Below are 18,361 nucleotides of genomic sequence, written 5' to 3' on the forward strand. Positions count from 1 at the left end.
TATCCGTCAATCTCTATCAATTTTCATAAAGATCATTCGCCAAAAATTCGTATAATAAATGGATGGGGATGATGATGTTGCTGTTTATTGATCGATTGGAACCCGATCGCTTTTGGCGCCTCAAGGCGGGAGATCTGAACCAGTGAGCGACCCGTTGAAACCTCGCCTGGGAATTTTGCTGCCCCAGTTTCCGGACCCGGCGGATACCTGGTTCCAGGCCGAATTGGGAATGCTGATCCGGCTGGGCTGGGAAATCAATGTGTTCGCGTTGGATTACGGCAACCGCCAAATCGCGGCCCTGCCGCCCGAGATCCGCGCGTTGGCTGCCGGCGCCGGAGAGCGGACGCGGCCCTCGGTGCGACGGGCGAGCCTGGATTTACCTTCCGATCCGGCCGAGCGCCTGGTGGGCGATCCGGAACGGATGCGCAAGACCGTCCAGAGTTTGGCGCGCGGCCAGCCGATCAAGATGCTGGAAATGCGCGCCTTCAGCAATAAGGCCATCGATCTGGCGCGGGAAATGCGCGGTCGGCAGATCGGCCACCTGCACGTTCAGTATGCCACCCGGCCGGCGCTGGCGGCTTGGATCGTCCACAACCTGACCGGCATTCCATACAGCGTCCGGGTGCACGGACCCGAGCTTGCCATTCCCGACGGGGTCACCCCGGAAGCCTTGCAGGGAGCGGCTTTTCTGGCAGCCGCCACCCAGGATACCCGCGACCGGTTAGGCAAACAATACGGCCCGGGCGTGGCGGAGCGGACAACGGTGGTGCATTACGGTTTGAATATCCATTCCTACACCCCGCGGGTGGGCATTCTGCGCCCCGAGCCGCCGTTCGAGGTGATCTGTTCACGCCCGCTCGAACCCGGCCAGGGGCTGGAATCGCTGGTGGATGCCTGCGCGGAATTATTGAAGGAAGGGCTGCCGCTGCATTTGCAAATCATCGGCGAAGGGGGCCTGCGCAGGACCCTCAAGAATCAAATCGACCAGCGCAAGCTCAACGGCGCGGTGGATCTACCCGGCGCGCTGAACGCGGATCAACGCGCCCGCAGAATGGCGGCGGCGGACTGCTACATCGATCCGCTGCCCGATTTGACCGGACAGCGCGAGGCTCTGCCGTTGGCGATGTTCGAGGCGCTGGCCTGCGCGCTGCCGGTGGTGGCGACGAACCTGCCCGGCCGGAATGAATTGATCCGCCATTACGAGACCGGGGTTCTCATCCCACCCGGCGACCGTTCGACGCTGGCCTCAGGCATCCGCGATGTGTACAACAGCCCGGCCAAGGCAGCGCGCCTGGCGCGGGCCGGTCGCGAATGGATTGCGCGCGAATTCGATCCGCTGGTCAATGCGCGACTGCTGGGGAGCTTGATCCTGGGGCAGCGGTAGGAAATATAGCCACAGAGAAAGAAGAGAAGAAAAGAATAACCACAGAGATCACAGAGAAAGAAGAGAAGAAGGAAGAGAAGAGAGAAGAGAGAAGAGATATAAAGAAAGAAGAAGAGCGTTTTTCGAAAAGTAGTGGCAGACCGGGGTGTCTGCCGCTTTTTTTACAAGATCAGGGCGCGACGATCTGGCCGATTTCGGCGCCATTCACCTGAACGGTATACTGGCCGGCAGGGTAGCTGCCCAGCGGAATATTCAGGTTGAAATCCTGGATGACCTGGGTGCAAATTTCATCCGGGTCGAAGACGGTGTAGACCTCGATGCGGATGGATTTCTCATCCGGCTCTGGATCGGCGACCCTGGCGCGAAGCTGGTGACAGGGGGTGGGCTTGCTGCCCTCGATACTGACCACAAATTGGGGCGGAAAGCTTTCCAGGCTCAGAATTTCGGTGGAAGTGATCTCGACCCGGCCGGTGGTCAAGCGGTCGTCGCCTGGCTGTGGCTGCCAATCCGCTGCCGGTGGGGTGGAAGTGGAATCGCTCGAGGACACCGGTTCTCCGGGAGCCGGCGTCGACTGGATGCCGCAGGCCGAAATCGCCAGCGCGGCCAGGGTTACGAGAATCAGGGTCGGAAGAAGGAATGGTTTATTCATGCGCTTTAGACGCCGGAAATGGACAAATGTTCCCGGCGACCTGAAAGCCGTTCTATGAACTTCCTGAATAATTATGATACAAATCACTATTTATCTAATTAAACAGATTTATACTATGATTCTCAACCCAATCCGCCTGGAGGGCATCGTGGATTTCACCATACTCTTGATCATCCTGCAGCTCATCTTTCTGGAAGGCATCTTATCCATCGACAATGCCGCGGTGCTGGGCACGATGGTTTGCCACCTGCCGGAGGACCGTCCTGTTCCATGGCCGCAACGCCTGCGTCATATGGGGCAGGCGCTGAACCGATTACTGGGACCACAACGCACAGCGGCGCTGCGCGTCGGGTTGTTGGGAGCTTATGTGGGGCGCGGGCTGATGCTGCTGGTGGCCAGTCTGGTGGCGCATAATTTCTGGTTGAAGATGATCGGCGCCCTGTACCTGGTGCGTTTGGCCTTCGATAACCTGAGCCAGGCGGAAGCCGGCGAATTGGATGGGCATGCCCATCCCATCGAAAAGAATTCCTTCTGGGCGGTGGTATTGACGGTCGAAATGACCGACCTGATCTTCAGCCTGGATAACGTCGTGGCCGCGGTCGCCCTTTCCGATAAACTATGGGTGGTGATGGCGGGCGTGGCGATTGGCATTTTGCTGATGCGTTTCGCGGCGGGTTGGTTCAGTCACTGGGTGGAACACGAGCCGGTTTTGAAAACCGCGGCTTACATTCTGGTGCTCAACATCGGGGTCGAGATTCTGGTGGGCGAACTGGGTGGGATCGAAGTGCCGGACTGGATGCGCTTTGGCATCTCGGTGGCGACGATTTTGTTATCCCTGGCTTATGCCCACTTCAAACCGCTGCATGTTTTTCGACCGGTGCTGGATTGGCTGGCGCAGGGTTTCGGTAACTTCAACGAGGTGTTCGACTGGGCGCTGGTTCCGGTGACGGCTCTGTGCGGGCTGGCCTGGAAACTGGTGAAGCTGCCGATCAGCCTGTTGGCCGCGCCGGTGCGCGAAAAGTAACCGCTGACGGTCGGAGTACGATCTGGATCCCTAAAACAATCCATCCAAACAAAACAGGATTCCGGCACAGCCGCCGGAATCCTGTTTTTCAATCGGGCAAGAATCAGAATCAGTCGATATTGACGCTGCCCGAACCGATGTCTTCGATGCGGATGAGGATGCGTTGAGCGGCGCTGGCGTAGCCGGAGGTTTCCCACACGCCTTCATCGCCGTCGCCTTTTTCCACCTGGTTCAACTTGCCCGGCAGGTTCAGGCTGCCGGAACCGCTGCCCAGCACCTCGACGCGGTATTCGGCGCCCGCCGGAAGCTGAAGATGGATCGAGCCGCTGCCGCCGTCCGCGCTCAGGGTCAGGCTGGTGTCGGCCGGCAGGGTGACATTCAAACTGCCCGAGCCACCTTCGAACTCGGCATCATAGGCCTGGCCGGATTCCGGCAGGGACACGACAAAGCTGCCCGAGGCGACATCCACGCGCAGGCGTTCCATCTGCAGCCGGCTGAGATCGGCATCCGTGGATCCGGATCCGCCTTGCAGGGTAAGGTCGAGCGGAAGGTCCGGGCTGAGGGAGACATCCCAGCGGGTGGGCAGGGTGGTGAAACCCCAATTGAACATGCCCGTGTTTGGACGTTTGCGCAGCACGATGCTCTTGTCGCTGCCGCTGCCGCTGGCGCTGAATTCCATCGCGCCGAAGGTGGTCACGTTGGCTTGAATCAGGTCCGTCGAGCCGGACAGCGCATCGATGGTCACCGGATCGGATGCGACATCGATGAGCACGTTGGCCTGCCGCGCCGCGCCGATGGGCTCACTGTACTTTTCCTGAATGACCTGCGAAGTGGGCAGGTTGAGACCGACTCTGGGCCCCGCTACCAGGATGAAGATGACCACACCCACCATCAGCAGACCAATCAGGCCGCTGGCCAGGGTGGAGCGCCGCCCGAACAGGATCTCCAGGCCGAAGGCTACCAGCAGCAGGGGCCATAATGCGAGCAAAGCTTCCACGTTGGCCGTGGTGATGATATTGAGGTTGGAAAGTAACAAAATGACGCCGACGCCGATCAATAGAATCGGCCAGAAAAGAGAATGTTGCCGCGGACTTTCTGGGGTATTCATTTGCTTCTCCTGAAAAGGTTGGAACTTCACAACCGTTTTCCATATAAAGTATAAGAAGAATCCATACGTCGAGCAATCCCGGGAACCGGACCACCCAATGGATCGTCTTGACTATGTAGATATACGTTCAAATGCCAGAGAAGTTGCATTCGCCAATGCAATGTGGAACGTTTTTCGGGGAGGAGAAGCCATGAACACGAGGAGATTTCCGCTCTGGGCCAGGCTGCTGCTGGTCGTCCTGTTGGTGGGGACGCTGGCCGCCCTGGCCGTTTATTTTGCCAATTTGCCGGAGAACTTGAGCCAACATGAGACCCTGGTCCTCGGGCAGAACCGCTGGGCTCCGGGCAGCGAGGCGCTGGTGCACGTGCTGGTGCGCGACAGCAGCAACGGCAGCCCGCTAGCGAACGCGCAGGTGGAAGCCCAGTTGAAACCCGCCGGGGGGCAGGTGTTCAGCGCGACCACGGATGCGCAGGGCTCGGCCGTGGTGCGCGTGCAGGTCCCGGCAGACGCCGCGCCGGAACAGACCCTGGTGGTGCGTACGCGCTCGGCGCTTGGGGCGGATGAGGTGGAGCAGAAAATCAGTGTGGAACGCGATTATCGCCTGTTCCTTTCCACCGATAAACCCATCTACCAGCCCGGACAGGTGATTCACCTGCGCGCGCTGGCCTTGAGCGCCTTCGACCTCTCGCCGGCAGACGGTCAGGAAGTGGAAGTGATCATCGCCGACGGCAAGGGCAACAAAGTCTTCCGCCAGAAGATCGACACCAGCGAATACGGGGCCGTCTGGACCGATTTTCAACTCGCCAGCGAGGTCAACACCGGGGATTACAAGATCAGCGCCGTGATGGGCGACACGACTTCCGAGAAAACCGTCAGCGTAGAGCATTACGCGCTGCCGAAGTTCGAGGTGACGTTGGATACCGAGCGGGACTACTATACGCCCGGTTCGGTGGTGCGCGGCACGCTGGAAGCGCGCTACTTCTTTGGAAAACCGGTCGCCAACAGCCCGGTGCATCTCGAAGGCGCCACCTTCGACGTGCAGCGTAACCTGGAAGTGACCCTGGACGGCCAGACCGACGCCGAAGGCCGCTACACTTTCGAGTTTGCCCTGCCCGGCTACATCGCCGGCAGCGATCTGGATAACGGCCTGGGTACTTTCTACGTGCAGGCGGCGGTTACCGACCAGACCCAGCACAGTGAGATCAGCAACCTCAGCCTGCCGGTGGCGGCCCGCGCCCTGGTCATCGAGGCCGTGCCGGAGAGCGGCGTGCTCAAGCCAGGCGTCGAGAATCTGCTGTATGTCATGACCAGTTACCCGGACGGCAGCCCGGCGGATTGCGATCTGGTCTTGACGCTGAACAACGGCGGGACGGTGATGGACGCGCAAACCGGCGAATTTGGGGTGGCCGAACTGCGCTTTACCCCCACCGATCCGTACCAGGCGGTTCAAATCAACGCCAATGACTCGGCCGGCAACCGGGCGAGCGCGAATTTTTCGTTCAGCGGGACCTGGGAAGAGGAAAGCGTATTGCTGCGGCCGGACCAACCGGTCTACCGCGTCGGCGATACCATGAACCTGACCGTCCTGACCACGGCGCGGCAGGGCAGCGTGTACCTGGATATCGTTCGCGAGGGTCAGACGGTTTCGACACGCAGCCTGGAAATCCAGGACGGCCGGGCCGATGCTGCCGTGGATCTGACGCCGGATCTGTTCGGAACGCTGGAACTGCACGCCTATAAGATCCTGTCCTCAGGGTCGATCGTGCGCGATTCGCGCCTGGTGGCCGTCGAGAACCGCGCCGATCTGGCGGTCAGCTTCGCCGCCGGACAGGAAACCTACCTGCCGGGCGATACGGCCAGTCTGGATTTGCGTGTGCAGGCGGCCGATACGCAGGGCGTTCAGGCAGCCGTGGGATTGGCCATCGTGGACGAATCGGTGTTTGCTCTGGCCGAACAGGATCCCGGTTTTGCCAAACTGTATTTCCTGCTGGAAAGCCAGCTTCTGGAGCCAAAGTACGACCTGCATGGTTTCAGTGTGCCGGATCTGATGATCGGCGTCCCTTCGAATAATCCCGATTTCAAGCGTGCGCTGGCCCGAACCGGGCAGGCGGCCATGGCTGCGGCTGTGCCGACCGGGCAGGCGTTTTCATTGCAGGTGGACACACGCACCGAACACATGCAGCAGGCCAATACGCTGCGGACGCGCTTCTTCAACGGTTTCAGCCTGGCGTTGTTCGGCGGCTGGATCCTGTTGGCGCTGGCGGTGGCATTTTTCAACGGGCGCAGGCTGGTTAGGGAAGGCCGGTTTGGGCGCGCAATCCTGGTGCTGGGCGGCACCTTGCTCGGGTTGGGGCTGATCAGCCTGATCATCCCCCTGGGCGAGAACGACCGATGGGTCAGCACCTACTGGCAGCGCCTGGAGGTGATCATCGAAGCGCTCTTGAATCAGGCCAACCTGGTGGCGCTTGGCATCCTCGCGCTGATCGGGTTGATCGGATTGATCGTCGCGGCAGCCAGAAGCAAGGATGTTGACCTGGGCTGGCTGTTGGGCGGCGCAGCGCTCTCGTTCGGGATTTTGGTCCTCCTGAGCCTGTCGCTTCAATTCATCGACCTGAACACGGGCGACGCGTGGGTCACGGTCCTGTTGATCACCGCGGCCGTCGTCCTCTTGCTTTACCCGTTGAGTTTTCTATTGCGTGCGGCCGGTTTCCTGTTGGAGCGCCGCGGTTGGGCATCCTTTGGGGCGCTGACGGTCGGTCTGGCACTGCTCGTGGTCAGCCTGCCGTTGGGCGCGATCACGATGATGGGCGGAGGCGGCGCCATGGCGCCGGCCATGGTCGAACAAAAAGTAAACCGCGATATGGTGGGGGCCATCCCGCCAATGATGGCGCCCATGGCAACCCAGGCACCCATGGTCGAGGAAGCCGCGCCTGCGGGGACGGCCGAAAATACGACTGGCAGCGCTCAGGAAGCGCCGCGCCTTCGCCAGTACTTCCCGGAGACCATGCTGTGGCTGCCGGATGCGGTGACCGATGCGAACGGCGATCTGCATCTGGACGTGCCGGTGGCCGACAGCATCACCACCTGGCGCATGACTGCCCTGGCTTCGAGCAAGGACGGCCGAATGGGCAGCATTTCAACACCGCTGGTTGTCTTCCAGGACTTCTTCATCGATCTCGATCTGCCGGCCGCGCTGACCGTTGGCGACGAAGTGGCCGTGCCGGTTGGCGTGTACAACTACCTGACCGAGGAGCAGACCGTTCGCCTGGAACTGCAGGCCGAAGATTGGTTCGAGTTGGTCGGCGAAGGCAGTCAGGAAATCAGCCTTCAGCCCAACGAAATCAACGTGGTGTACTTCCGGGTGCGGGCGCTGGACTTCGGTCCGCAGAGTTTCCAGGTGACTGCCTGGGGTTCGAAGATGTCGGACGCCATACGCAAACCGGTGACCGTTTACCCGAATGGCAAGTTGATCAGCGCCACGGCATCCGACCGCCTGGAAGCAGACCTGCCCGCCGACCAGGCCGTGTTCATTCCGAACGAAGCGGTCGCCGGGACGCAGAAGCTGCTGGTCAAGATCTATCCTGGCATGGTCAGCCAGGTGGTGGAAGGGCTGGACAGCATCCTGCAGATGCCTTCCGGCTGCTTCGAACAGACTTCCTCGACCACCTACCCCAATGTCCTGGTGCTGGATTACCTGAAGAACACCCAGCAGCTCGCACCTGAAGTGCAGATGAAGGCTGAGGAATACATCAACCTGGGCTACCAGCGCCTGCTGACCTTCGAAGTGGCCGGTGGCGGTTTCTCGCTGTTCGGCGACGCGCCGGCTGACCGCATGTTGACGGCCTACGGACTGCAGGAGTTCAGCGACATGAGCCGCGTGCATTCGGTGGACGAGGCGCTCATCCAGCGCACCGCCGATTGGCTGCTGGCGCAGCAGGAAAGCGATGGCTCGTGGAAGAACGACCGCGGCCTGGTGCACGAGGGCAGTTGGGCGGCCCTGGGCGATGACCGCACACCGGTAACGGCTTACATTGTGTGGAGCCTGATCAGCGCCGGCCAGTTCGACGACGCCGGTGTGCAAAAAGGTCTGGAATATGTGCGCGAGCACGCCACGCAGATGGACGATCCCTACGCGCTGGCGCTGGTGACCAATGCCCTGGTGGCGGCGGACCGCGAACGGGGCGACACACTGAGCAGCGCCACTCAGGCTGCGCTCGATCGGCTGGCTGGCATGGCTCAACGCAGCGGCAGCCAGGCCTTCTGGAGCAGTCAGGTGGCGACTTTCATGGGCGGCGAGGGCCAGACTGGCAGCGTGGAGACGACCGCGTTGGCGGCCTACGCCATGCTGCGCGCGCGTTACGATCCGCAGCTCAGCACGGCCGCGCTGACCTACCTCATCCAGACCAAGGACAACGCCGGAACCTGGTATACCACCCAGGCGACCGTCCTGGCGCTGAAGGCTCTGATCGAGAGCGTCAGCGCGGGCGGCGAGGGCGCCAATGCCACCCTGACCGTGACGCTCAACGGCGGGCAGGAGCGCACCCTGGAAGTGACCCCGGAGACCTTCGACGTGGTCCAGATGGTCAGCTTCGAGGATGTGCTGCCGGGCGCGGAGAATCACATTGCCATCCAGATGCAGGGTCAGGGAAATCTCATGTACCAGGTGGTTTCTTCTTACTACCTGCCCTGGGATAAGCTGGCGCAGTACCCCGAACTGCAACCGCAGCAGGAGTTGGTGAGCATCGATGTGGCTTATGACCGCACCGAACTGGCCGTGAATGACACGGTGACCGTGAATGTCACGGTGAACCTCAACCAACCGGGCGGCAAGGCTGAATCGGCGCTGATCGATCTCGGGCTGCCGCCGGGCTTCACGGTCATGAGCGAGGACCTGGATGCGTGGGTGGCGCGTTTCAACGACGTGCCCGAGGACTACGATTTCCCGGCCATCCAGCGCTACGAGCTGACCGGCCGCCAGATTCTGGTCTACATCACCAACCTCCAGGAAGGCAAACCACTGGAATTCAGTTACCGCCTGCTGGCCAGGTTCCCGCTCCAGGCGCAAACGCCGTCCAGCAGCGCTTACGATTATTACAACCCGGATGTCAACGGGCTGGATGATCCGCAGACGCTGGTGGTTAATCCATAAATTTAACTCGACCTTGGGCTTGAAAACGGGCGCAGTGACCGGGCAGCCATGCCGGCCTTGCGCCCGAATTCTTTAAGGATTCTAAGAAATCAACCGATCTGGCCACTTTCTTGCTCCTTATAATAAGACTATATTTGTCAACAATAAACAGGAGGCAAGCTGTGAAGCCATTTCGCAAGCATGTGGCCATTGCCATCGACGGCGGCGGGATCAAGGGAATCATTTGCACGCGGGCGCTGATGCTGCTGGAAGACGCACTGGGGAAGCCGGCGCATGAGATCTTTCGACTGAGCGCCGGCACCTCCACCGGTTCGATTATCTCGGCGGCCATCGCGGCCAAGTTGAGCGCCGCGCGTATGCACGAACTGTACGTCAATGTGGGAGAGAGCATCTTTCCGCGCAGTTGGCGCACGACCTTCTTCCCACTGTCGCGTTACCGCTACCCGCACGAACCGCTGGCGTCCGCGTTGCGCGAGTACATCGGCGACCGGCCGCTGGGCGATTTCTGGACGGCCGAGCCGCCCACCGATTTGGTGCTGACGGCCTTCGACCTGGTGGAAAACCGGACCCGGTTCATCAAACCCTGGAAGGAAGAATACAAGAGCTGGCCGATGGTCCAGGCGGTGCTGGCTTCCTCTTCGGTGCCGACTTATTTCCCGGTGGTCGCGGGCCGGTATGTGGACGGCGGGGTGGGCTCGTACGCCAACCCGTGCTACCTGGCGGCCTATGAGATTCGGTACGTGCTCAATTGGGACCCTACGGAAACGACCCTGATCAGCCTGGGCACAGGGCGCGACCCTGGCAAGCTCAAGGAAGGCGAAGCGGACGCCTTCTACGCCTGGAATTGGATCGGACCCGTTTTGGGCGCCTTTCTGCATTCGGCGGACGATCAGCAGGTCAGCCTGGTCAAGACCTTCTTCGAACAGCTCGATTTCCGCCGTTTCCAGGTGGATCTGCAGCAGAGCATCGAAATGGACGACCCGAAGAGCATTCCGGCCCTGGTGGCCTACGGCGAGGAGATGGGCCGCATGATCCTGAACGATTTTACCGACCGGGCCATGCTGGTGCAGGCCGCTCAACCGCCGGACGCAAAACGCCTCTGATCCTCTTCGACTTCGGCCAGCGCGGCCGCATCCAGCCAACCGCGGGCAGCCGCATCGCGGGCCATGCTCAGGCTGTCCGGCGCCAGCAGCAGCGGCACGCCGCAAGTTTGCAGTGCCTGCACGGCGGCATCCCGGCGCGGGTCTGGACTGACGTCCCGAATGTATACTCCGCCGACGCGCCCGGGATTCTCCCGGATGAAACGGGCGTAGATTTCAGGATCTTGCTGGCCGCTGTCGCCCACCAGAAGGAAAGGCAGGTCGGGGAAACCGGCTATGATTTGACTCAAAACGCCCAGCTTGAAGTCGATATTTTCGGTGGGCAGGATTTCCTGATCGGTGATGCCCCAGTCGCGCAGGAGGGTGACACGTGGGGGCAGGTCATAATAATCGAACGTTTCGTCCAGCAGGTCGTGCAGGTTCCAGGGGCTGCTGGAGACGAAGAAGAGCGGGTTGCCAGGCCGGGTCAGGCCGCGGTAGAGTGCCGGCGCGCCAGGAAAACGCGGGCGCTGTTCGGGACGGCCGCTGACCAGGCTGCGCGCCAGCCCGAGCAGGTTCTGGACGTGGGTGATCAGCAATGTATCATCGACGTCGCTGATGACGCCGAAGCGAGCCGGGGCCGCGTAGGGCAGGAGTGAAACCGGAACCGGCGAACCATTTTTATCCGGGCTGTTGGTTTCGATGGAGTCTGACGGCGGCAGCCATTCGAGTTCAAGGCGGGTCAGGGGCAGCTGCCCGTCCGGGCGGGCCAGGTTCAATTCGAAGAAGCCCTCTTCATCGCACTGTACCTCTCGCATCTGATCACCGGCGTAAATGCGCAGCCGGGCGTGCGGAATTTCATCGCTGTTCATGCGCCGGTACAAATCGACCAGGTCGTCCCAGAAGCTGTCGTTGTCCGCGCTGGTGATCGGCCCGCGTCCATGCAGGGCGCGGCCCTTGACGTAGAGCCCACCCGGGTAGGTATAGGCCGCCAGCGGAACCAACCGGACCGGTTGAAAGCCGCCAATCCGGTCTTCGAGACTGTATTTCAGACGATCGAAGAATGTCTCGACGTCGTTCGCCAGGGGCGCCAGCGCCTTTTGCCACTTACTCATCTATGATCCGCTCCTCCGAAATCGTGATTCGATTATCGATTTTACTGCATTTCAAAATGGGGCTTGCAATCAGGGAATCAATTCGTTATAATATGACATTGTTGGTTGAATTTGGCAATAATGACTTACCGATCATTGAAATTCGTTGGTTAAAGGTTGGTTAGAGGTTGGCCGGTATATTGACTTTCGCGATCAATGTCGGTAAGATTATTTTGTAATCCCTTGGGGAGATTATAGACTTAATTGTAAATCGAATACTTCCAACAGAGTTCATGTGGAGGCGTTGATTCGAGACCTGAATAATGGTCGCTTATCCTCGATAGGGGGAGGAGGTCTCGATGAGCCAATAGCGAAACCGCCCACTCGATGATGTCGTTTGGCCGGTTTTTGTTTTAACGAACAAACCGTCCGGTAACATCCAAAGCTCGGTGGCGCGTCAGGGGTTGACAAAAACCGCTGAGTTGCAGGTCCTGGTGGCAAACGGGTTGCAAATCCCGGCAAGGTTGTCAGTAGGGGAGACTTTTCATTTTTTATTCATGATCGGTGCAATTCGGATGAAACCCTTGAGGGGGTAAGCGGTGAGAAGTCAAACTGAGGGAGCAAACCGATGAGAGTGACGGTTCAAAAAACCAGCACTAAAGCATTGCCAAAAATCGATTTCCGGGTCGTTCATGACATCGTCAATGTCCATCAGCGCACGGAATGGCGCTGGTTGACGTTGGGTATGATCCTCCTCGACTTATTGATGATCGCGGCCGGTTTCATCCTGGCATATGTCATTCGTTTCCGGTTGAACATCCCTTTTTTCTTCGTCGGCAGCGAAGAAAGCCCATCCTTGCGTTTCTATATCACCCTGGGGGCGTTTTTAATTCCATTCTGGATCGCAATTTATGCCGCTGCCGGCCTGTATTCACGCCAAAACATCCTGGGGGGACCCGTGAGTATTCACTGATCTTTAATTCCACAACCATCGGCATGATCATCGTCATTGGGGTGAACTTCCTGGTGCCCCAATTCATCCTGGCGCGCGGCTGGTTGTTGCTGACCTGGGTGTTCGTCTTTTTCTTTGCGGCATCCGGGCGGTTCGGTTTGCGGCGGGTCGTTTACGCCCTACGCCGCAAAGGCTATTTCCTCACCCGCACGCTGATCGTTGGCGCAAACGAGGAATCGCGCCTGGTGGCCGAACAATTCCTGAACCAACGCGCCTCCGGGCTGCGGGTGGTGGGTTTTGTGGCGGATGACGTGCCGGTCGGCACGGCGCTGGTCAGGGATACCTGCGTGTTGGGCACCCTGGAGCAATTGGAGACGATTTCACGCGAGAAGAGCATCGAGGAAGTGATCGTGACTTCCAGCGCAGTCTCCGCGGAGGAGATATTAAAGGTGTTCAAGCTCTACGGGATCGCCGAGGGTGTGACACTGCACCTTTCTTCCGGCCTGTACGAGATCATTACCACCGGTTTGCAGATTCAAGAACTGGCATCGGTGCCGTTGGTGAAAGTAAACAAAATCCGCCTGACCGGGATCGATCAGGTTCTAAAGACCTTTCTGGATTACGGCGTATCCCTGGTGGCGCTGGCCTTTGTCATTCCTTTGTCGGTTATTGTTGGTATTGTGATTATGATCGATTCAAAAGGTCCCATATTATATCGGCGCCGGGTCATGGGGATGAATGGGCGCGCTTTCGATGCCTTCAAGTTCCGAACCATGCGAATCGACGGGGACACGATCCTGGATGCCCACCCGGAGTTAAAGGAGGAGCTGGCCAGGGAACATAAATTGAAAGACGACCCGCGCATCACCCGGTTTGGGCAACTGCTTCGCAAGACAAGTGTGGACGAACTTCCACAGGTGTTCAATGTAATCCGCGGGGAAATGTCGTGGGTCGGACCGCGCATGATTTCCCCGGAGGAAATGGAGAAATATCAGCAGCTCGGCATGAACCTGCTGACCGTGAAGCCTGGTATCACCGGATTGTGGCAGGTCAGCGGCCGGTCAGACGTTTCATATGAGCAGCGCGTCCGGATGGATATGTATTACATCCGCAATTGGAGCATCTGGTTGGATTTGCAGATCATGCTGCGGACCATTCCGGCCATACTAAGCCACCGCGGGGCGTATTGAACGCCCGGCGGATGCAATTTCAACCGGCGTGGATCAACCGAGGAGGTTAGTTTGAAAATACTGGTGACGGGCGGAGCAGGTTTTATCGCTTCGCATGTGGTCGATCTATATATCGCCAACGGGCACGAGGTTGTGATTCTGGATGACCTCTCCACGGGACGCGCCTCCAACCTGAATCCAGCCGCGCGTTTCATCAAAATGGACATCCGCGACCCGCGGGTGACCGATGTCTTCGAGCAGGAACACCCGGATGTGGTCAATCATCACGCGGCGCAAATGGATGTGCGCCGTTCGATCGTCGAGCCGCTCTTCGACGCGGACGTCAACATTATCGGCTCGCTCAATCTTTTGGAAAATGCGCGCAAGAACGGCGTCAGGCATTTCATTTACATTTCCTCCGGCGGCGCGGCGTACGGCGAACCGAAATATCTGCCCTGCGACGAGGAGCATCCCGTCGATCCGATTTGCCAGTACGGCGCCAGCAAACATACGGTGGAACATTACCTGTACATGTACCGCGCTAATTACGGCCTGGAATACACCGTGCTTCGCTATCCGAACGTGTTTGGCCCGCGCCAGGACCCGAAAGGTGAGGCCGGCGTGGTGGCAATCTTTACCGGCAGGATGCTGAGTGGACAGCCGGTCATCATCAACGGCGACGGCGAACAGGAACGCGATTTTGTGTTCGTGGGCGATTGCGCCCAGGCCAATCTGCTGGCCATCACCCATCCGCATCCCAGCGGCGTCTATAACCTGGGTTCAGCCAGCGGAACCAACGTCAACCGGATCTTTCAGGTGCTGAAACAGATCACCGGTTTTTCGCAGGAGGCAATTCACGGCCCGGCCAAACTGGGCGAAACGCGCAAGATCTACCTGGATGCATCCAAAGCCCATAAGGAATTGGGCTGGCAGCCGAAGGTCGATTTCATGGACGGCCTACGGCAAACGGTGGCGTATTTTCAAAAAGCGGAGATGCCGGTTTGATCATCGTCCAATCCCCTCTGCGCATCAGCCTGTTTGGCGGCGGCACCGACTTCCCGGATTATTACCTGCAGGAAGGCGGTTGCGTGCTTTCCACGGCGATCGATAAATATGTCTTCGTCGTGATCAAACAACGCTTCGACGACAAGCTGCGCATTGGATATACCAGCACCGAGATGGTGGACAGCGTCGACGAAATTCAACACGAATTGATCCGCGAGTCGCTGCGCCTGACCGGTATTTCCAAGGGAGTTGAAATCACCACCATGGGCGACATTCCGGCCGGATCCGGCCTGGGGTCTTCCAGCGCGGTGACGGTTGGCGCGCTCAATGCGATGTATACGTTTTTGAACGAGAACATCTCGGCCTCCCGGTTGGCGCGTGAAGCCTGTGAAATCGAAATCGACAAGCTGAAAAAACCGATCGGCGTGCAGGATCAGTACATCTCTGCATTCGGCGGCCTGCGTTTCATCGAATTTCAGCCCAACGGAGTCATTCAGGTCGAACGGGTGGCGCTGGATGGGCTGGTGAAGCGCCGCTTGAATGAAAACCTGTTGATCTTCTACACCGGCGTGACTCGCCATTCCGACACCATCCTGGCGGAACAACAGGTCAATATTATGCAGCGCATGGCCGTGTTGCGTGAGATGAAGCAGATGGCTTATACCGCGCGCCAGCAATTGGAAGCCGGGAATGTCGATGCGCTGGGCAATTTGCTGCACGAAAGCTGGATGCTGAAAAAGCAGCTTGCCAGCCGCATCAGCAACGGCTTTATCGATGAAATCTACCAGACCGCACGATCCGCAGGCGCTCTGGGCGGGAAAATTCTCGGAGCCGGTGGGGGTGGTTTTTTGCTGTTGTACTGCCCTTACGAGCGCCGCGAAAGTGTGCGGGCTGCGCTGAAGAACTTGCAGGAACTGCCCGTCCAGCTCGAACCGGACGGGAGCAAGGTGATCTTCAATTATCGTCGTTAACCGTGCTGCTGAAGGAATCGTGTGTTCGATAGGAGGGACATGTATGGAACGAATAGAGCAATACCTCTCGGAGATGAAAAATGCAATCGATCGGGTTCCGATGGATCGTTTCGATCAGATTGTCGATATCCTGCACCAGGCGCGCCTGAACGGACAACAGGTTTTCATCATGGGCAATGGCGGCAGCGCTTCCACAGCTTCGCATTTTGTGTGCGATCTGGCCAAGAACACCCGCAATTACGGCTGGCCGAACTTTCGCGCCATAGGCCTGACCGATAACGTCGCCATTTTGACCGCATATGCCAACGATGAAGGGTACGAAAACGCCCTGGCCGGGCAACTGGCCAACCTGGTGCGGCCCAACGATGTGGTGGTGGCCATCTCATGCAGCGGCAATTCACCCAACGTGATCAAGGCCGTGGAACTGGCCAATCAATCCGGGGCAACTACGATTGGGCTGACCGGCCGTAAGGGTGGAAAACTGGCGGCGATGAGCACGATCAATATCTCCGCTCAGGCGGACGCCATCCAGCAGCAGGAGGATATTCACCTCATGCTGTGCCACATGATCACGGTCGCGCTCAACGAGATGCCGATGGTGGAAGTCATCACCCGCCGCCCGGCTTACGCCGAACCCAACACGCTTGCGCTCATCAAGAGCCTGTTCGGCAAGGATGTCTTCGAGGAGCCTGGTGAACCCGCGCCGCACGGAACGCCGGTGGAAATGGTGCAGAAGATCAGCCGCGAGATGGCTCAGAACCTCGATCTGCACGAAATGCTCACCTATGTGCTGCAAATGACGCTGGATAGCGTGGGCGCCTCCAGTGGCAGCATTATGGTGCTGAATGATCTGGGCGAGGTCATCGACGGTTTGCTGGCCTACGCGGGCAAGGTAAACACCGGCTCGCTCGACCGGATGGAAGAAATCAAGAAGCAGGGTCTGGCCGGTTGGGTGGTGGAGAACCGCCAGGCGGCTCTGGTGAAGAGCACCCGCGACGATCCGCGCTGGCTGCGCCGGGAATTCGAGGAATCGACCGGCGAGTCGCGCTCGGCGTTGAGCGTGCCGCTCATCACGCAGGACCGCGTGGTGGGCGTGGTGACTCTGGTGCACCCCAAGGCGGGGTGGTTCACCATGGAAGACCTGGCACTGCTGACCGCCATCACCATCACGATTTCGTACTCGGTCAGCGCGCGCAACAACGGCGTCCCCCAGTAGCCGGTTCTTGCGACCGGGCGCCTAATGGGATTGTGAGGAAATGTGATCGAGCGCTTCAGCCAGGGAATCGAAGGTCGGGAAAGGCCGCAAAAGGGCCGCTTCGGGCAGGCATGCCTGCCTGGCGCCGCGCCCGGTGCGAACCAGAATGGTTTCGCGCACCCCGGCAGCCCTTCCGGCCTGCAGGTCGCTGAGCGCATCGCCGATCATATAAGAGCGCGACAAATCCAGATGCAACGCTTCGGCCGCCTGCAAAAGCAGTCCGGGGCGGGGTTTCCGGCACACACAATGATCTTCGGGGGCGTGCGGGCACATCCAGGTTCCGTCCAACCGCCCGCCGGCCTGTTCCACCGTGGTTGTCACGCGCTGGTTAAGTTCCAGCGCCTGCTGCAGGGTGATCAATCCGCGTCCCACCGCGGACTGGTTGGTGATCAAAACAATTCGAAACGGGCTGCTGCGAAAATCCCGCAGCGCCTCCAGCGCCGCCGGGAAGAACTCGATATCCTCCCAGGTGAGGACGTAATCTTCCCGGTTCTCAATGATGACGCCGTCGCGGTCGAGAAAAATAGCTGGATCCATGGGATCAATTATACGCACAAAACCGCGCGGCAATTTCAACCGGCCGGTGAGGGCGGCCGGAACCTCTTGTAAAACTGGCGGTACGGCGCGCCCGGCAAGGCGCCAAGCATCGTCAGGGTCATCGGGGGAACAGCGTGCGGCAGCGTGCCATGTCGCAGTGGCGGAGCTTGTTTCGCCGCAGCCGCCCGAAGGGATCGTAAATATTGGACACTTCTGCGCAGTCTGCTTATACAACTGCATCTTCACAAAAAAAAGCCGGCATCGGCCTTTACGTCCAGCGCCAGGCGGATGGCCTGGACCGTTACCTGTTGGAGCAGCTCCTGTACTTTGTGTTCGGATGGGTGCCGACGGTGGCCGGAATTGGTCTGCGCGCCATCTTCTACCGCCTGATTTTGAAAATGGACGGCTGGGCGGCCATCGAAAGCGGCGTCCGGCTGCGCTATGCCAGCCGTATCCGCCTGAGTCACGGCGTCTACCTGGACCAGGGCGTTTACCTGCATGCCTGCCCGAACGGGATCGAGATCGGTCCCAATACCATCATCATGCACGGTGCGGTGCTGCATGTGTATAACTTCCGGGGCATGCCGCAGTCCGGTATTCGCATCGGGCGCGACAGTTTGATCGGCGAGTATTCGATCATCCGCGGTCAGGGCGGCGTCACCATCGGCGACCGCGTCTATACCTCGCCCTTTACCCAATTATTGGCCGTCAATCACATTTTCGACGACCCCAACCGGCCTTTTACCGAACAGGGCATTACCGCCCAGGGTATCGTCGTCGAGGATGATGTCTGGCTGGGCGCCGGGGCCATCCTCACCGATGGCGTGCGGGTCGGCAAAGGCGCCGTGGTGGCAGCCGGCGCGGTGGTGACCCAGGACGTGCCGGCGCATACCGTCGTCGCCGGGGTGCCCGCCCGGGTCATCAAGCAAATCGATGGCAGCCTGCCTGCCAACGCCAAGGATCGGACGATCTTTTTCGCTTAGGA

Annotated in this window: 14 protein-coding genes; 10 read left to right on the forward strand and 4 right to left on the reverse strand. The window is 59.5% G+C overall.

Annotation, left to right across the window (positions count from 1 at the left end; genetic code table 11):
- Nucleotides 1-142: 142 nt before the first annotated feature.
- Nucleotides 143-1,384 (forward strand): glycosyltransferase family 4 protein, encoded by a 1,242-nt coding sequence (locus tag LARV_RS05930; protein ID WP_075072765.1) that lies wholly within the window; start codon nucleotides 143-145, stop codon nucleotides 1,382-1,384.
- A gap of 169 nt (nucleotides 1,385-1,553) precedes the next feature.
- On the opposite strand, the gene LARV_RS05935 is transcribed toward LARV_RS05930, so the two are convergent.
- Nucleotides 1,554-2,033 (reverse strand): hypothetical protein, encoded by a 480-nt coding sequence (locus LARV_RS05935; protein ID WP_075072766.1) that lies wholly within the window; start codon nucleotides 2,031-2,033, stop codon nucleotides 1,554-1,556.
- A gap of 148 nt (nucleotides 2,034-2,181) precedes the next feature.
- Between LARV_RS05935 and LARV_RS05940 the strand changes: the two genes are divergently transcribed.
- Nucleotides 2,182-3,057: a TerC family protein gene (locus tag LARV_RS05940; RefSeq protein WP_236709930.1), complete on the forward strand. Its 876-nt coding sequence runs from the start codon at nucleotides 2,182-2,184 to the stop codon at nucleotides 3,055-3,057.
- A 109-nt stretch (nucleotides 3,058-3,166) separates the two neighbouring features.
- Here the strand turns inward: LARV_RS05940 and LARV_RS05945 are convergent, their stop codons facing one another.
- The gene (locus LARV_RS05945) at nucleotides 3,167-4,165 is read right to left on the reverse strand and encodes a LiaI-LiaF-like domain-containing protein (RefSeq protein ID WP_075072768.1); all 999 of its coding nucleotides are present in this window, start codon (nucleotides 4,163-4,165) and stop codon (nucleotides 3,167-3,169) included.
- Between the two features lie 190 nt (nucleotides 4,166-4,355).
- Here LARV_RS05945 and LARV_RS05950 point away from each other — a divergent pair, with 190 nt between their 5' ends.
- Both LARV_RS05950 and LARV_RS05955 read left to right on the forward strand, forming a co-directional pair.
- Nucleotides 4,356-9,314: an MG2 domain-containing protein gene (locus LARV_RS05950; RefSeq protein ID WP_075072769.1), complete on the forward strand. Its 4,959-nt coding sequence runs from the start codon at nucleotides 4,356-4,358 to the stop codon at nucleotides 9,312-9,314.
- 161 nt (nucleotides 9,315-9,475) lie between these two features.
- The gene (locus LARV_RS05955) at nucleotides 9,476-10,417 is read left to right on the forward strand and encodes a patatin-like phospholipase family protein (protein ID WP_075072770.1); all 942 of its coding nucleotides are present in this window, start codon (nucleotides 9,476-9,478) and stop codon (nucleotides 10,415-10,417) included.
- Here the strand turns inward: LARV_RS05955 and LARV_RS05960 are convergent.
- Nucleotides 10,390-11,508: an App1 family protein gene (locus tag LARV_RS05960; protein ID WP_075072771.1), complete on the reverse strand. Its 1,119-nt coding sequence runs from the start codon at nucleotides 11,506-11,508 to the stop codon at nucleotides 10,390-10,392. The two genes, LARV_RS05955 and LARV_RS05960, sit on opposite strands and share 28 nt — an antisense overlap.
- Nucleotides 11,509-12,115: 607 nt before the next feature.
- Here LARV_RS05960 and LARV_RS20665 point away from each other — a divergent pair.
- From LARV_RS20665 to LARV_RS05980, 5 genes are read left to right on the forward strand one after another with little or no spacing between them, the layout of a single operon-like run.
- Entirely contained in the window at nucleotides 12,116-12,460 is a 345-nt protein-coding gene (locus LARV_RS20665; protein WP_236709931.1) for a hypothetical protein, read from the forward strand.
- A gap of 23 nt (nucleotides 12,461-12,483) precedes the next feature.
- A complete protein-coding gene (locus LARV_RS05965) occupies nucleotides 12,484-13,629 on the forward strand; it encodes a sugar transferase (protein ID WP_236709932.1) in 1,146 nt (381 codons plus the stop codon).
- A gap of 51 nt (nucleotides 13,630-13,680) precedes the next feature.
- Nucleotides 13,681-14,613, forward strand: coding sequence for an NAD-dependent epimerase/dehydratase family protein (locus LARV_RS05970; RefSeq protein ID WP_075072772.1), 933 nt, complete (start codon nucleotides 13,681-13,683; stop codon nucleotides 14,611-14,613).
- Nucleotides 14,610-15,584, forward strand: coding sequence for a GHMP family kinase ATP-binding protein (locus tag LARV_RS05975; RefSeq protein ID WP_075072773.1), 975 nt, complete (start codon nucleotides 14,610-14,612; stop codon nucleotides 15,582-15,584). The genes LARV_RS05970 and LARV_RS05975 overlap by 4 nt, the downstream gene beginning before the upstream one ends.
- A 43-nt stretch (nucleotides 15,585-15,627) precedes the next feature.
- Complete coding sequence (locus LARV_RS05980) at nucleotides 15,628-16,800, forward strand: SIS domain-containing protein (protein ID WP_075072774.1); 1,173 nt, start codon at nucleotides 15,628-15,630, stop codon at nucleotides 16,798-16,800.
- 21 nt (nucleotides 16,801-16,821) lie between these two features.
- Here LARV_RS05980 and LARV_RS05985 read toward each other — a convergent pair whose 3' ends face one another.
- The gene (locus tag LARV_RS05985) at nucleotides 16,822-17,376 is read right to left on the reverse strand and encodes a D-glycero-alpha-D-manno-heptose-1,7-bisphosphate 7-phosphatase (RefSeq protein WP_075072775.1); all 555 of its coding nucleotides are present in this window, start codon (nucleotides 17,374-17,376) and stop codon (nucleotides 16,822-16,824) included.
- A gap of 203 nt (nucleotides 17,377-17,579) precedes the next feature.
- Here LARV_RS05985 and LARV_RS05990 point away from each other — a divergent pair, with 203 nt between their 5' ends.
- Nucleotides 17,580-18,359 (forward strand): acyltransferase, encoded by a 780-nt coding sequence (locus LARV_RS05990; RefSeq protein ID WP_152031722.1) that lies wholly within the window; start codon nucleotides 17,580-17,582, stop codon nucleotides 18,357-18,359.
- Nucleotides 18,360-18,361: the final 2 nt, after the last annotated feature.

Origin of the sequence: Longilinea arvoryzae (assembly GCF_001050235.1) — a bacterium.
GTDB lineage: Bacteria > Chloroflexota > Anaerolineae > Anaerolineales > Anaerolineaceae > Longilinea > Longilinea arvoryzae.